At 73.3% G+C, this 15230-nt stretch carries 12 protein-coding genes; 7 read left to right on the forward strand and 5 right to left on the reverse strand.

All coding sequences use genetic code 11. The features are described 5' to 3' along the window. Window positions 1-142: 142 nt before the first annotated feature. Both polX and DMB42_RS16070 read right to left on the reverse strand, forming a co-directional pair. Window positions 143-1822: a DNA polymerase/3'-5' exonuclease PolX gene (gene polX / locus DMB42_RS16065; RefSeq protein WP_125635280.1), complete on the reverse strand. Its 1680-nt coding sequence runs from the start codon at window positions 1820-1822 to the stop codon at window positions 143-145. Window positions 1823-1887: 65 nt separating this feature from the next. Further along, on the reverse strand, window positions 1888-2859 hold the full coding sequence (locus DMB42_RS16070; RefSeq protein WP_125635282.1) for an aldo/keto reductase: 972 nt from the start codon (window positions 2857-2859) through the stop codon (window positions 1888-1890). Between the two features lie 229 nt (window positions 2860-3088). Between DMB42_RS16070 and DMB42_RS16075 the strand changes: the two genes are divergently transcribed. The 6 genes from DMB42_RS16075 to DMB42_RS16100 all read left to right on the forward strand — a co-directional run bounded on the left by DMB42_RS16075 (window position 3089) and on the right by DMB42_RS16100 (window position 12450). Continuing rightward, a complete protein-coding gene (locus DMB42_RS16075) occupies window positions 3089-4174 on the forward strand; it encodes a sensor histidine kinase (protein WP_125635284.1) in 1086 nt (361 codons plus the stop codon). Between the two features lie 127 nt (window positions 4175-4301). After that, entirely contained in the window at window positions 4302-6857 is a 2556-nt protein-coding gene (lanKC, locus tag DMB42_RS16080) for a class III lanthionine synthetase LanKC (protein WP_125635286.1), read from the forward strand. A gap of 5 nt (window positions 6858-6862) precedes the next feature. After that, a complete protein-coding gene (locus DMB42_RS16085) occupies window positions 6863-6994 on the forward strand; it encodes a SapB/AmfS family lanthipeptide (RefSeq protein WP_125635288.1) in 132 nt (43 codons plus the stop codon). A gap of 70 nt (window positions 6995-7064) precedes the next feature. Beyond that, a complete protein-coding gene (locus DMB42_RS16090; RefSeq protein WP_125635290.1) occupies window positions 7065-8729 on the forward strand; it encodes an ABC transporter ATP-binding protein in 1665 nt (554 codons plus the stop codon). Next, on the forward strand, window positions 8726-10417 hold the full coding sequence (locus DMB42_RS16095; RefSeq protein ID WP_125635292.1) for an ABC transporter ATP-binding protein: 1692 nt from the start codon (window positions 8726-8728) through the stop codon (window positions 10415-10417). Before DMB42_RS16090 ends, DMB42_RS16095 begins: the two co-directional genes overlap by 4 nt. Beyond that, entirely contained in the window at window positions 10414-12450 is a 2037-nt protein-coding gene (locus DMB42_RS16100; protein WP_125635294.1) for a prolyl oligopeptidase family protein, read from the forward strand. Before DMB42_RS16095 ends, DMB42_RS16100 begins: the two co-directional genes overlap by 4 nt. Window positions 12451-12474: 24 nt before the next feature. Here the strand turns inward: DMB42_RS16100 and DMB42_RS16105 are convergent, their stop codons facing one another. Continuing rightward, window positions 12475-13080 carry a response regulator transcription factor gene (locus DMB42_RS16105; protein ID WP_125635819.1) on the reverse strand — a complete coding sequence of 202 codons (606 nt, stop codon included), beginning with the start codon at window positions 13078-13080 and terminating at the stop codon, window positions 12475-12477. Window positions 13081-13214: 134 nt separating this feature from the next. Between DMB42_RS16105 and DMB42_RS16110 the strand changes: the two genes are divergently transcribed. Beyond that, entirely contained in the window at window positions 13215-13703 is a 489-nt protein-coding gene (locus DMB42_RS16110; protein ID WP_125635296.1) for a carboxymuconolactone decarboxylase family protein, read from the forward strand. 7 nt (window positions 13704-13710) lie between these two features. Here the strand turns inward: DMB42_RS16110 and DMB42_RS16115 are convergent, their stop codons facing one another. After that, window positions 13711-14748 carry a zinc-dependent alcohol dehydrogenase family protein gene (locus tag DMB42_RS16115; RefSeq protein WP_125635298.1) on the reverse strand — a complete coding sequence of 346 codons (1038 nt, stop codon included), beginning with the start codon at window positions 14746-14748 and terminating at the stop codon, window positions 13711-13713. Beyond that, window positions 14661-15206, reverse strand: coding sequence for a helix-turn-helix transcriptional regulator (locus DMB42_RS16120; RefSeq protein WP_125635821.1), 546 nt, complete (start codon window positions 15204-15206; stop codon window positions 14661-14663). Before DMB42_RS16120 ends, DMB42_RS16115 begins: the two co-directional genes overlap by 88 nt. Window positions 15207-15230: the final 24 nt, after the last annotated feature.

A 15230-nucleotide genomic window follows, 5' to 3' on the forward strand; every position in this document is an offset into this window, starting at 1 on the left:
GCCCGTCCCGTGGAAGGGGAACGCGGCCCTGGGTGCTCGCCGTCGTTCCCGCGTCGAGCACGATGGATCCCCCGCCGAGGCTCGGGTGCGGCCCGCGCTGGGTGCGGGCCGCGCCCGACTCACACCCCAAGCCCGTGTGCGGTCAGCGGCCGAGGAAGGTGAGCAGGCGGTCGAGGGGCCAGGTGTTGATCACGTCGTCCCCGGTCAGCCAGGCCCGCTGGGCGATTCCGACCCCGAACCGCTGGTTGGCCAGGTGGGGGATCGCGTGCGAGTCGCTGTCGATGGAGAACTTCACCCCGTGGTGCTTGGCCAGCCGCACCAGGTCGGCCGGCAGGTCGGAGCGGTCGGGGTAGGAGTCGATCTCCATCGCCGTGCCGGTACGGGCGGCGGCGCGGAAGACGGCGTCCCAGTCGGCGTCGACCGACGGCCGCTTGCCGATCTTCCGGGTCGTCGGATGGCCGATGATGTCGACGTACGGGTTGTCGCACGCGGCGATGAACCGGCGGGTCATCTCATCCCGTGACATCCCGAAATGGGAGTGGACCGAGGCCACGCACACGTCGAACTCGCGCAGGACCTCGCCCGGCCAGTCGACCGAGCCGTCGGGCCCGATGTTGAGCTCCGACCCGTGCAGGATGCGCATGGTCGGGTACTTCTTCTGCAGCTCGGCCACCCGCCCGCGCTGCTCCAGCGCCTTGTCCAGCGTCATGCGCTGCATGGCCAGGTCGGGCGCGTGGTCGGTGACCGCGTAGTAGGCGTAGCCGCGCGCGTGACCGGCGGCCACCATGTCCTCCAGCGAGGCGATGCCGTCGGTCAGGTCGGTGTGGGTGTGCAGGTCGCCCTTGAGGTCGGCCAGCTCCACCAGCACGGGCAGCTCCCCGCGCAGCGCCGCCTTGATCTCACCGCCGTCCTCGCGCATCGGCGGCGGCACGAACTGCATGCCGAGCGCCTCGTAGATGTCCTCCTCCGACTCCGCGGCGATCACCCGCTCGCCCTCGAACAGGCCGTACTCGGACAACTTCCAGCCCTTCTTCACCGCCATCTCCCTGATGGCCACGTTGTGCTCCTTGGAGCCGGTGAAGTACTGCATCGCCGCGCCCCACGACCCGGCGGGGATCAGGCGCAGGTCGACCTGTACGCCCGAGGTCGTGCGGATCGAGGTCTTCTTGTCGCCCGCGGCGATCACGTCGGCGACGTAGGGCTGGGCGCGGAAGTCGGCCATGACCGACTCGGGCGCCACCGCCAGGATGTCGATGTCGCCGATCGTGTCCTTCATCCGCCGCAGCGACCCCGCGTACGCGATGCGCTCGGCCTTGAGCGAGCCGATGACCTGCTCGGCCAGGGACATGGCGACGCCGATGTGCACCCGCCGGCCCGCCTGCTCAAGCTGCTCGATGCCCTTGAGCAGGTTGGCCAGGGTCTTCGGGCCGAGACCCTTGACGCCGTCGAGCCGGCCGGAGGTGATGGCCTCGCCCAGCGCGACCGTGGAGTCGATGCCGTAGTCCTCGAACAACATGATCGCCGTCTTCGGCCCCAGCGTGGGCACCCGGGTCAGCCGCCGAACACCCTCGGGCACCCGGCCCCGCAGGTCGTCGAGCTGCCGGAAGCTGCCGCGCTGGAGGAACTCCTCCATCTTCTTGGCGATGGCCTCGCCCACCCCGGGGACGCCGCGCACGTCGACCTCCGAGATGTCCTCGGGGAACCCGGCGATCGCCTTGGCCGCCTTCTGGTAGCTCCGCACCCGGAAGGCGTCGCCGCCGCTCAGCGCGAACAGCTCCGCGTATTCCTGCAGCGCCGCCGCCGCCTCCTCATTAGCCCGCATGCCCCCTACCTTAGGATCTCCGGCCGACAATCCCGGAGATCACGCCCAGTGATCAGGCACGGTGATCAGGACTTGACCTCACGCGGCCGGTACGGCTCCGCCAGGAACTCCAGCTCCTTGTCCGACAACGTCACGTCCAAGGCCGCCACCGCGTCGTCCACGTGCCGGTCCTTCGTGGCCCCGACGATCGGCGCCGTCACCCCCGGCTGGTGGAGCAGCCAGGCCAGGGCGACCTGGGCCGCCTGCAGCTCCCGGTCGGCGGCGAGCTGCGCGACCCGGTCGAGGATCCGCCGGTCGTTGTCGGGGTCGTACAGGTAGTCGATGCGCTGGTCGGAGCCGGTCCTGGCGGTCGTCGCGGACGCCGAGCCCGCCCTGGCCAGCACGCCGCGCGCGAGCGGGCTCCACGGGAGCACGCCCACGCCCTGGTCGGCGCAGAGGGGCAACATCTCGCGCTCCTCCTCGCGGTAGATCAGGTTGTAGTGGTTCTGCATCGAGACGAACCTCGTCCAGCCGTTGGCCTCGGCGACGTACTGGGCCTTGGAGAACTGCCAGGCCCACATGGTGGAGGCGCCGATGTAGCGGGCGCGGCCCGACCTGACGACCTCGTCCAGCGCCTCCATGGTCTCCTCGATGGGGGTCTCGTCGTCCCACCGGTGGATCTGGTACAAGTCCACATAGTCGGTGCCGAGCCGTTCGAGCGAGGCGTCGATCGCGGAGAGGATGTGCTTGCGCGACAGGCCCCGGTCGTTGGCTCCCCGGCCCATCGGGAAGTAGACCTTGGTGGCCAGCACGTAGTCCTCGCGGCGGGGGAAGATCCGGCGCAGCACGCTGCCGGTGACGACCTCGCTGTGACCCTGGCTGTAGATGTCGGCGGTGTCGAAGAACGTCACCCCGGCGTCGGCGGCCCGCCGGATGATCGGCTCGGCCTGTTCCTCCGGCAGGGCCCATTCCTGGCGCGCCGGGTCGCCGTAGCTCATCATCCCCAAACAGATGCGAGAAACTTTCAGTCCTGTGGTGCCAAGTCGCATGTAGTCCATACCGCAACCTTATGACTTGAATGCACTGGTTAACCCGATGTGGGGTGGGAAGTCAGCGTGTCCGGAAGCGGCCTCGGGCTTTACACGAGGCGGCCTCATCAGGTCGATTTGGAGGAACGAGACAACGGTGAGCGCACTTGCCACGCGTAGTATTCCGTCACGACAACCGCATACCGGGGGTGAGGTGGACGCCGCATACCGTGGTCTTGCGCCTCGATTACGTTCCAAAATGCATGTTCTGGCATCGCCCTTTTGGGCCGGGGGGCTCGGCCTGGTGGCCGGGGGCGTGGGGCTGGCCGTGCCGGTGCAGGCCGGGCTGGCCAGGTCCGGGCTGGTGGTCGAGGGGTCGCTGACGCTGGCCGTCCTGCTCACGCTGCACGGCAAGTTCGTCATGGAGGCGCCCTCGCGGCGCGCCGGCTCGTGGTGGCTGGTGGCCGTCCAGGCGTGGCTCACGTACGTGCCGCTGGCGGTTTTCGGACCTGCCTGGACCCCGGTGTGCGGGTTGCTGGTGGGCGCCCTGCTCGTGGTCGCGGCGCGGATCAGGTCGGTCGTGCTGGTGGTGCTGGCCTTGTCGTGCGGGCCGGTGTTGCTGGCCGCGCCGCAGTCGTGGCAGGTCGAGTCCGCGTGGGCCGTGGTCAGCACGCTGGTCGGCGTCGTGGAGTTCGCGTTGCTGAGCCTGCTGACCCGGGTGCGCCGGCTGGCGGGGGCCCGTACCGACGTCATGCGGCAGGCGGTGGCGCTGGAGCGCCGCCGCTTCACCCGCGACCTGCACGACCTGGTCGGGCACCGGCTGACCGTCCTGACGCTGAAGGCGCAGCTCATCCAGCGGCTGGTGGCGGAGGGGGACGAGAAGGCCCGGCAGGAGGTCACCGAGACGCTGGAGCTCCTGCGTACCCTGTCGGCCGACGTCCGGGCCGTCGCGCACGGCCGCCCGCGCACGTCCTCGCTGGCCGCCGAGCTGAGTTCGGCGCGGGCGCTGCTGGAGTCGGCGCGGGTGCGCTGCCAGATCAAGGTGTCCTGTCGCGACCTGCGTCCGGACGTGGAGGAGGCCCTCACACACGCGCTGCGCGAGGGGGTGACGAACGTGTTGCGGCACGCCGAGGCCGGACAGTGCTGGATCCAGCTGATGGAACGCGACAACCTGGTCCGCCTGTCGATCAGGAACGACGGCGTACGTCCGCCGCGCCGCCCGGGGGACGCCGGCCACGGCCTGCTCAACCTGGCCGAACGGGTGTCCGCGCTGGGTGGCTGGCTGGAGTCGTCCACGTCACGCGGCGGAGAATTCGCTTTCAGTGTTTATGCCCCACGTGTGTAATTACGTTTTGTGAAAAACACATCAAAGCCCATTTCATAGCCATATATGGCTAATGTTGAGTGTTACTAGTCCGACCGGCGGTGGGTGCGGCAGGCTCTAACCACACCGCCTCGGAGGGCCGCGCCAAATGGACAAGTACGAGCTCTACTGCCTTGTGGACCAGTGTTTCTACGACACTCCCGACCACAGCACGGCGGCGGACGCCGACTTCGCCCTGGTGCGCCGGCCCGCCCCCGACGGCTGGGCGCACGAGCTCAGTGACACGTGGGCCTACTACATGCCCACCCGGGAGGCGCCCCTGCCGCCCCAGGGCTGGAAGATCCACGTGTCGGCCCGGATCGAGGACGCCGAGAAGGCCGTCCAGACCGTGTGGGACTACTGCGTGCCCCGCGGGGTCGCCTTCAAGTTCCTGCGCGGCCCGGCCGTGCTCGTCATGGTCAACTCCAAGGCCGCCTCGCGGGCGTCGAGCGGCAAGCTCATCACCGTCTACCCGCGGGACGAGGGGCAGCTCGAACTCGTGCTCAAGGAGCTCGGCGAGCTGCTGCGCGGGGTGGAGGGGCCGTACATCCTGAGCGACCTGCGCTACGGCGAGGGGCCGATGTTCGTCAGGTACGGCGGGTTCGCCGACCGGCACTGCCTGTCCCCGTCCGGGGAGCGCGTGCTGGCCGTCGAGGACGGCGACGGCACGCTGGTCCCCGACGTGCGCGGCTCGACGTTCTCGGTGCCGGCCTGGACGACGCTGCCCGGGTTCCTCGAACCCCACCTGGCCGCGCGCAACGCGGTGACCATGGACGGGCTGCCGTACCGGATCGAGAGCGTGCTGCACTTCTCCAACGGCGGCGGCGTCTACCTGGCCCGCGACACCCGTACGGAGGAGCGGGTGGTGCTCAAGGAGGCCAGGCCGCACGCCGGGCTGGACGCGGCCGGCCGCGACGCGGTCGCCAGGCTCGAACACGAGCGCGACATGCTGCGCCGCCTGGCCGGCCTGCCCGCCGCCACCGCGCTGCTCGACTACTTCACCCTCGGCGGGCACCACTTCCTCGTCCAGGAGTTCGTGGACGGCACCCCGCTCCAGCGGCGGCTGGTGCGCCGCTTCCCGCTGACCCGGGCCACGTGCGACGAGCAGGACCTCGCCGACTACACCACCTGGGCCACGACGACCCTGGAGAGCGTCGAGCGGGCCGTCGAGTCGCTGCACGGACGCGGTGTCGTCTTCGGCGACCTGCACCCCGACAACATCCTGCTCACCCAGGACGGCCGGATCGTGCTCATCGACTACGAGGTCGCCACCGTCGCCGCGGACCGGGCCAGGGACGCGCTGGCCCACCCCGCCTTCGCCGCGCCGCGCGACCGCCACGGCGTCGAGGTCGACAGGTACGCGCTGGCCTGCCTGCGCTTCGCCCTGTTCGCCCCGCAGTGCACGATCATGTTGCCGATCCACCGGCCGAAGATCGTCCAGCTGGCGCGGATCGTCAAGGAGACCTTCCCCGTCCCCGGCGCCTTCATGGACACCGCCGCCGCGACCATCGCGGGTGATCAGGCCGTGGAGACCCCCGTGCCGCAGCCGGGGACGGCCACCTGGGCCGAACTGCGGGAGGCGATGTGCCGGGCCATCCGGGCCGCCGCGACCCCCGCCCGCGACGACCGCCTCTTCCCCGGCGACGTCGCCCAGTTCAAGCCCGGCGGCGGTCTCAACGTCGCGACCGGCGCGGCCGGCGTGCTGCTCGCCCTGTCGGCCACCGGCCTCGGCCCCTTCCCGGAGTACGAGAACTGGCTGCGCGAGCGCGCCCCGCGCCCGGCCCAGGGCTCCGGGCTCGGCCTGTACGACGGCCTGCACGGCATCGCCCACGTGCTCGACCGCCTCGGCCACCGCCAGGACGCGCTCGACGTCGTCGAGGTCGCCCTGCGCGAGCAATGGGAGCGCCTGGAGTCGGCCCTGTTCTCCGGCCTGTCCGGCATCGGCCTGAACCTCCTGCGGCTCGGCCGCACCGAGCCCTCCCTGACCGGGCCCGCCATGCGCGCCGTGGACATCTGCGCCGACCGCCTCGGCGGCCCGGACGACGTGCCCACGATCAGCGGCGGCAGCAACCCCAGAGCCGGCCTCATGTACGGCTCCTCCGGGCCCGCCCTGCTCTTCCTGCACGCCTACGAGCACACCGGCGACCGGGCGCTGCTCGACCTGGCCGGGACCGCGCTCCGGCAGGACCTGCGGCGCTGCCGCGCCTCGGAGGACGGCTCGCTCCAGGTCGACCAGGGCTGGCGGCTGCTGCCCTACCTGGACGAGGGCTCCGCCGGCATCGCCATGGTCCTGCGGCGCTACCTCACCCACAGGCCCGACGAGGAACTGGCCGCCGCGCTGGACCGGCTCACGCTGGTCGCCCGCGCCGGGTTCTTCGTCCAGCCCGGGCTGTTCACCGGGCGCGCGGGCCTCATCGCGGCACTCGCCGGCGAACCGGCGGCCCGCGATCTGATCAAGGGACTGAGCTGGCACGCCCTGCCGTACGGCGGCGGGCTGGCCTTCCCCGGTGACGGGCTCCTGCGCCTGTCCATGGATTTCGCGACAGGAACGGCCGGCGTGCTGTTCGCGCTCGGCGCGGTGCTGGGCGACCAGCCGGGGCGGCTGCCGTTCCTGGAGGCCGCACCCGAGCGGCCTACGCCTGATCAATCACGGAAGGAGGTGTAAAGCACATGGTTCTTCTCGACCTGCAGGGTCTGGAGGCTCCCGCGGCCAGCGACGTGGCCAGCGGCGGCAGCACGCTCACGGCTCTTACGTGTCACTCGGGCCACCCGAGCAACCTCAGTGTCGCTCTCTGCCACTGATAGCTGACAGGGGTCCCCGCGCCGTTTCGTGGTGGCGCGGGGACCTCCCGAGTTCGAAGGAGGCCGGCCGGTGGGACCAGGAGACCGCCTGGTGACGGACGCCGTACGACGTTGCGGCCCGTGGCCCGCCGTGCTGGCGGTCACCGCGGTCGCCGGCGCGGCCGGTGAGCTGGCCGTCCCGTACCTCGTCGGCCGTACGCTCGACCTGCTCCTCGACCGCTCGCCCGGCGCCGCCTCCGCCCTGACGCTGTGCGCGGGCGTGATCGCCGTGGTGGTGCTGTGCGAGAGCCTCGGCGGCTGGGCCAAGGGGGCGAGCAGCGCGTACGCGGCCGCCCGGCTGCGGCTCGGCGTGCTGCGGCACGTGCTCGGCGTGGGCCGGGCCGCCACCCGCCGTTTCCCCGAGGGCGACCTCGTCACCCGGGCCGGGCTGAACGCCGAGGAGGCCGGACGGGCCCCCGAGACGGTGACCGGCGCGCTGGCCCTGCTGGTGCCGACCGTCGGCGCCCTGATCGCGCTGACCCTCATCCATCCGCTGCTGACCCTCACGCTGGGGGTCGGCATCGTCCTCATCGTGTTCGTGCTGCGGGCCTTCCTGCGCGCCACGACCGTCATCTCCGGCGGCTACCAGGAGGTCCAGGGCGAGATCGCGGCCCGCCTCGTGGACGCCCTCGACGGCGCCCGTACCATCGCCGCGGCCGGGACCGCGGGCCAGGAGGCGCGGCGCGTGCTGGCGCCCCTGCCCCGCCTGCGCGCCCACGGCATGGCCCTGTGGCGGGCGAACGCCACCGCCGGCGTGCAGTCGGGGCTGGTGATCCCGCTGGTGGAGGTGGCCGTGCTGGCCGCCGGCGGGCTCATGCTGGCCGCCGGGCGGCTCTCCGTCGGCGACCTGTACGCCGCCGCCCGCTACGCCGCGCTCGGCGCCGCGCTCAGCACCTCGCTCGGCCACATCGGGGGCCTGGCCAGGGCGAGGGCCGCCGCCGCCCGCGTCGCCGACGTGCTCACCCTGCCCCCGGTCCGCCACGGCACGCGCGCACTCCCGCCCGGCCCCGGCACGGTCGAGTTCCGCGACGTCGCCGTGGACGGGCTCACCGTGGGCGACCTGACGATCCCCGGCGGCACGGTCACCGCCGTGGTGGGCCGGTCGGGCTCCGGCAAGTCCCTGCTGGCCGCCCTCGCCGGCCGCCTGGCCGACCCCGGGCGCGGCGACGTGCTGCTCGACGGCGTCCCGTTACGGGAGCTGACCCACGCCGGCCTGCGCCGCGCCATCGGCTACGCCTTCGAACGCCCGGTCCTGGTCGGCGACACCGTCGGCGAGGCGATCGCCGCCGTCCCCGGCTCCCAGGCGGTACGGGAGGCCGCCACGGCGGCCCGCGCCGACGCCTTCGTCCGCCGCCTGCCGGCCGGGTACGACACGCCGCTGGAGGAGACCCCGATGTCCGGCGGCGAACGCCAGCGGCTCGGCCTGGCCAGGGCGTTCGCGCAAGGGGAACGGCTGCTCGTGCTCGACGACGCCACCTCCAGCCTGGACACCGTCACCGAACGCGAGGTGAGCCGGGCCCTCACCGGCGACCCCAGGGGCCGTACCCGCCTGATCGCCGCCCACCGCCTGGCCACCGCCGCCCGCGCCGACCAGGTCGTGTGGCTGGAGGAGGGCCGGGTACGCGGAACGGGCCCCCACGACGTCCTCTGGCGCGACCCCGACTACCGGGCCGTCTTCCAGGAGGGCCGCTCATGACCGCCTCCGCGTCCGGCGGCCCGGCCGGGTTCCGGCGCGCGCTCGTCCGCGACCCGAGGCGGCTGGTCGCGATCCTGCTCTGGTCGGTGCTGGAGGCCGCGCCCGCCTTCCTCGTCGGGCACGCCGTCGCCCGCGCCATCGAGGACGGCTTCGCCCGCGCGCGGCCGCTGACCGGGCTGGCCTGGCTGGCGGCGCTCGGGCTGGCGTGGCTGGTCTCCGCCGTCGGCGCCCGCCAGGTGGTGCTGGCCGTGGCCGCCGTGGCCGAGCCGTTCCGCGACGACCTGCTGACGCGGGTGGTGGAGGGAGCGCTCCGCCGCCCGCTCGCCGAGCGGCCGGACAGCGCGGCCACGGCACGGGCGGGCCTCCAGGTCGAGCTGGCCAGGGACGCCTTCGCCGCGGTCGTCACGACGGTCAGGGGGTTCGCGTTCACGCTGGTCAGCGTGGTGCTGGGGCTGCTGACGCTGGCGCCGGGGACGCTCGTGCTGGTCCTGCCGCCGTTCGCGGCCGGGCTGGCGTTCTTCCTGGCCTCGCTGCCGGCGCTGGCCCGGCGGCAGCGGGCGTTCCTGCTGGCCGACGAGGAGCTGGCCCGGTCCATGACCGCCACGGCCGCCGGGCTGCGCGACATCGAGGCGTGCGGCCTGGCCGAGCGCGAGGACGCGCGGCTGGCCCGCCGGGTGGGCGCGCAGCGCGACGCCGCCCGCGCCCTGGCCAGGGTCACCGCGGTGCGTACCGCCGCGCTGGCCGTCGGCGGCTGGCTGCCCGTCGTGCTGCTGCTGGCCGGCACCCCATGGCTGCTCGACGGCGGCGCCGGGCCCGGCGTGATCGTCGGCGCGCTCGCCTACGTCACCCAGTCGCTCGCCCCCGCGCTCGGCGGGCTCGTCCAGGGGCTCGGGGTGAGCGGCGTGCGGCTGGTGGCCACGCTGCGCCGCATCGCCGCCGCCGCGCCGCCCCCGCCGCCGTCCCTGCCCGCGATCCGGCCGTCCGGCGCGGACCTCACGCTGCGGTCGGTCACCTTCTCCTACGGCCCGCACTCGGCGCCCGTCCTGGACCGCCTCGACCTCACCGTCCCCGAGGGCGACCATCTGGCCGTCGTCGGGCCGAGCGGCGCGGGCAAGTCCACGCTCGCCGCCCTGCTCAGCGGCATCCTGCGGCCCGGCGAGGGCGAGGCGCTGATCGGCGGCGTCCCCGCCGACCGGGCCGATCCCGCCGCCCGCGTGCTGATCCCCCAGGAGGCGTACGTCTTCCGCGGCACGCTGCGCGACAACCTCGCCTACCTCGTGCCCGAGGCCACCGGCCTGGACGCCGCCGTGGCCGCCCTGGGCGCCGCCGGCCTGGTCGAGAGCCTGGGCGGCTACGACGCCGTGCTCGACCCGGCGGCGCTGTCGGCCGGGCAGCGCCAGCTCCTCGCGCTCGTCCGCGCCCACCTGACCCCGGCCCCGCTGCTCATCCTGGACGAGGCCACCTGCCACCTCGACCCAGCCGCCGAGGCCCTGGCCGAGAACGCCCTCGCCGCCAGGCACGGCACGCTCATCGTGGTCGCGCACCGCCTCACCTCCGCGCTGCGCGCCCGCCGCGTCCTGCTCATGGACGGTCCCCGGATCACGATCGGCACGCACGACGAGCTGATCCGGGTCTCGCCCCTGTACGCCGACCTGGCCGGCCACTGGCAACCGGAGCCCGTGTCATGACATCTGAAGATCCGTACCCGCCCGCCGAACGTCAGCCTGTCACCGACCACCGCCACGGGCACGAGATCCCCGACCCGTACCGCTGGCTGGAGGACCCGCTCGACCCGCGTACCGAGGAGTGGCTGGCCGGGCAGGACCGGCTCTGGCAGGCCGCCGCCGCGCGGCTGCCGGACCGGGAACGCCTTCTGGCCAGGCTCACCGAGCTGAGCGTCACCGGCCTGGTCACCCCGCCCGTGTGGCGCGGCGGCCGGCGCTTCCACCTGCGGCAGTCCGGCTGCCAGGAACACCCGGTCCTCTACTGCGACGACCGGCCCTTCCTGAACCCGGCCGACCGCGACCCGACCGGCCTGACCACGCTGGACGACTGGCAGCCGGACCCGGCGGGCCGCCTGGTCGCGTACCAGATCTCGCGCAGCGGCGACGAGAAGGCCGACCTGTACGTCGAGGAGGTCGACACCGGCAAGCTCGTGGACGGCCCGATCGGCGGCTGCCGCTACTCGCCGGTCGCCTGGCTGCCCGGCGGCGAGGGTTTCTACTACGTGCGCTTCCACGAGGGCGTGCACCTGCACCGGCTCGGCGTGCCCGAGGACGTGCCCGTCCTGGCCGGGGGACCGGTCTCGTACGGGGTGCAGATCAGCGCGGACGGCCGCTGGCTGACGATCTCCGCGGGCGGCACGGGCGGCAACTCGCTCTGGGTGGCCGACCTGGCCGGCGGGGACCCGGCCAGGCCGCGGCTGCGGACCGTACAGGAGGGGGCGCACGTGCGCACGGCGGGGGCGGTGGGCTGCGACGGCCGCCTGTACCTGCTCACCGACCGCAACGCCCCACGGCGCCGCCTGTGCGTGGCCGACCCGGCCGAGCCCGAGGTGTGGCGCGAGCTGGTCCCCGAGGACCCCCGGGCGGTGCTGGGCGCGTTCACCCTGCTGGACGGCGACCGGCTGCTCGTCTCCAGGACCCGCCACGCGGTCGGCGAGATCGCCGTGCACCACGCCAGGACGGGGGAGCGGCTGGGCGAGGTGCCGCTGCCCGCCAGCGGCTCGATCGCCTCGCTCACCTCCCGCCCCGAGGGCGGCCACGAGGCGTGGTTCACCTACACCGACGCCGTCACCCCCGCCGAGATCTGGCGCTACGACGCCCGCACCGGCGCCACCAGCCGCTGGGCGGCCCCTCCCGACCGCCTGACGCTGCCCGACGTCAAGAGCCACCACGTCGAGTACACCTCGGCCGACGGCACCCGGGTGCGCATGGTCGTGGTCGCGCTCGCCTCCGGCTCCGGGCCCCGCCCGGCGATCCTCAGCGGGTACGGCGGCTTCGGCATCCCCCTCATGCCCGGCTACGCGGCCGACTCGCTGGCCTGGGTGGAGTCGGGCGGCGTGCTGGCCATCGCGAACCTGCGGGGCGGCGGCGAGGAAGGCGAGTCCTGGCACCGCGACGGCATGCTGGAACGCAAGCAGAACGTCTTCGACGACTTCGTGGCGGCGGCCGAGAAACTGATCGCCGACGGCTGGACGACCCCGCGCCAGCTCGGCATCTGGGGCGAGTCGAACGGCGGCCTGCTCGTGGGCGCGGCCATCACCCAGCGCCCCGACCTGTTCGCCGCCGCCGTGTGCTCGGCCGGGCTCCTGGACATGGCCCGCTTCCACCGCAGCGGCCTCGGCCCGTCCTGGACCGGCGAGTACGGCGACCCCGAGGACCCCGACCACCTGGCCTGGCTGCTGGACTACTCGCCCTACCACCACGTCCGCCAGGGCGCCGGCTACCCCGCGACCCTGTTCACGGTCTCGGCCGCCGACACCCGGGTCGACCCGATGCACGCCCGCAAGATGTGCGCGGCCATGCAGTGGGCCCAGCAGCAGCCCCAGCAGCAGCCACAACAGCAGGCCCAGCAGCAGGCCCGGCAGGGCTGCGAGTGCTCCCGGCCGGTCCTGCTGCGCCACGAGCGCGACGTCGGCCACGGTGCCCGCGCCGTCAGCCGTTCGATCGCGCTCGCCGCCGACATCCTGGCCTTCCTCGCCGCCCACACCCGTCCCTGACCGGTGGGGGTGCGGGCGGGAGGGTCAGATCCAGCCGGACTCGCGGGCGATGCGGATGGCGTCGATGCGGCTGCGGGCGCCCAGTTTGGCCGTGGTCCGGCACAGGTAGTTCCGGACCGTTCCCTCGGCCAGGAACAGCGACGCGGCGATCTCCCCGATCGAGGCGCCGTCGGCCGCCGCGCCGATCACGTCCAGCTCGCGGGGGGTGAGCGGCGGGTCCTCCGGCCGCATGGCCGCGATGGCCAGCTCCGAGTCGATGACGCGCTCGCCGTCGGCGACCCTGCGGATCGCGTCGGCCAGCCGCTCGGGGGGCGCGTCCTTGGCCATGAACCCTCGTACGTGCACCTCCAGGGCCCGCTTCAGCAGGCCGGGGGTGCCGACGCCGGTCAGGATCAGCACGCCGCACCCGGGCAGCTTGTCGTGCAGCTCCCCGGCGGCGGCCAGGCCGTCGATGCCCGGCAGCGCGATGTCGAGCACCGCGACGTCCGGACGGCACAACTGGGCCACGGGCAGGATGCGGTCGCCCCGCTCCACCTCGGCGACGACCTCGATGTCCTCCTCGTAGGCCAGCAGCGCCACGAGCGCTCCTCGTACCAGGTTCATGTCCTCAGCGAGCAACGTTCGAATCACCATGGGGTCCTTGCGGTCGACCAGGCTTGCAACGTCTGCGGGCGCCTCAATCCTGACGTATTGCCAGCAGTGTGGAAAGTACCTCTCTGTGTTGGGCAAACTGCCGTACGCATTTTCGGGGAATGGTCATGGCCATGAAGCCTCGAGTGGAGCCCCTGCCTCCTGAAGAACGGGACGACTTTCAGCGGGCGAACCCCCAGAACGTCTTCACCACGCTGGCCCGGCACCCCGCCGTCTACCAGGGGTGGCTGCGCTTCGGCGGCGCGCTGCTGGACGGTGTGCTGCCGGCCCGCGACCGGGAGCTGGCCATCCTGCGCACCGCCTTCCACAACGGCAGCGCGTACGAATGGGTCCACCACACCCGCATCGCCCGCGAGGTGGGCCTGACCGACGTGGAGATCGACTCGATCCGCCGGATCGACGCCCTCTGGCCGGTCGAGGACCGCCTGGTGTTACAGGTGTCCGACGACCTGTACTACGCGGGCGACCTCACCGACGCCACCTGGGCGGCGCTCTGCGACCGCTACGACGAGGCGAGCAGGATGGAACTGGTCGTCCTCGTCGCGCACTACACCATGCTGGCGCTGGTGCTCAGGACGTTCAGGGTGCAGCTGGAGGAGTGAGCCCGGCTCACGCGCCCGGACGCGGCACGATCATCGTCACGCCGGGGACCGAGCCGATCGAGGCCAGCGCCTTGCCGGCGTCGGCCAGGCCGATCGTCCGGGTGACGAGCTGGTCGGGACGCAGGATCCCGGCCCTGATCAGCTCCAGCATGGGCGGGTAGGAGTGGGCGGCCATGCCGTGGCTGCCGAGCAGCCGCAGCTCGTGGCCGATCACGCGGTCCATCGGCACCGGCGTCGGCCCGCCCGGCAGCAGGCCGATCTGGACGTGCCGCCCCCGCCTGCGCAGGCTCTCGACGGAGGCCGCGCACGTGCGGGGGCTGCCGAGCGCGTCGAGCGAGACGTGCGCGCCGCCCCTGGTCAGCTCCCTGACCTGGGCCGCCGCGTCGCCGGCCGAGCCGTTGACGAAGTGGGTGGCCCCGGCCAGCTCGGCCAGGTGCAGCGCGTCGGTGCTGATGTCCACGGCCACCACCCGCGCCCCGGCCGCCGAGGCGATCATGACGGCCGACAACCCGACGCCGCCGCAGCCGTGGACCGCCACCCACTCGCCCGGACGCGCCTCGCCCACCTGGACGACCGCGCGGAACGCGGTGGCGAACCGGCAGCCCAGCCCGGCGGCGGTGACGTAGGACATCTCCTCGGGGATCGGGATCAGGTTGACGTCGGCGTGGTCGACGGCGACGTACTCGGCGAAGGAGCCCCAGTGGGTGAAGCCCGGCTGGGTCTGGCGCTCGCACACCTGCTGGTCGCCGCCGGCGCAGGCCGCGCAGGAGCCGCAGGCGCAGATGAACGGCACGGTCACCCGTGCGCCCGGCAGCCACCCGCGCACGTCGGGGCCGACGGCCTCGACCACGCCGGCCAGCTCGTGGCCGGGCACGTGGGGCAGGACCCTGATGTCGGGGTCGTGCCCCTGCCAGCCGTGCCAGTCGGAGCGGCACAACCCGGTCGCCTCGACCCTGATCACCGCCCCGCCGGGCGAAGGGGTGGGATCGGGCAGCTCGCGCAGGTCGAGCTCCCCACCGAAGATGTCAAAGGCAACCGCTCGCATCTCATGAGCTTAGAGTGAGTCGCCGCAGGTCGCGCAAGGCCCGGTGGGAGGGCGAGCGACATGAACACCCAGCGGATCACGTTGCGCTGGTCGGGAGGCAGGGAGTCCAGGTCGCCCGTGAGCAGGTTGGCGAGCGGGTTCCAGGCGCGCAGGTCGTAGCGGGCGTCCATGACGTAGGCGGGGACGTCCTCCAGGAAGGCGAGCAGGTGCAGGATGCCCGCGGGCACGTCCTCCCTGATCCGGGGCGTCTCCAGGACCTGTCCGGCCAGCCGGAACAGGTGGGCCCGCTCGTCCTGGTCCAGCATGAGCGCCCGGCCGAGCGCGCCGAGCACCTGCCGTGACGGGTGCGGGCCCCTGCCCTGCTCCAGCCGGATGTAGTAGTCGATCGACATGCCGGCGAGCTGGGCCACCTCCTGCCGGCGCAGCCCCGGGGTACGGCGCCGCCCGCCGCCGGGCAGGCCGACGTCGGACGGGGTGACGCG

This window comes from Nonomuraea sp. WAC 01424 (genome assembly GCF_003947315.1).
Classification (GTDB): Bacteria; Actinomycetota; Actinomycetes; order Streptosporangiales; family Streptosporangiaceae; genus Nonomuraea; species Nonomuraea spiralis.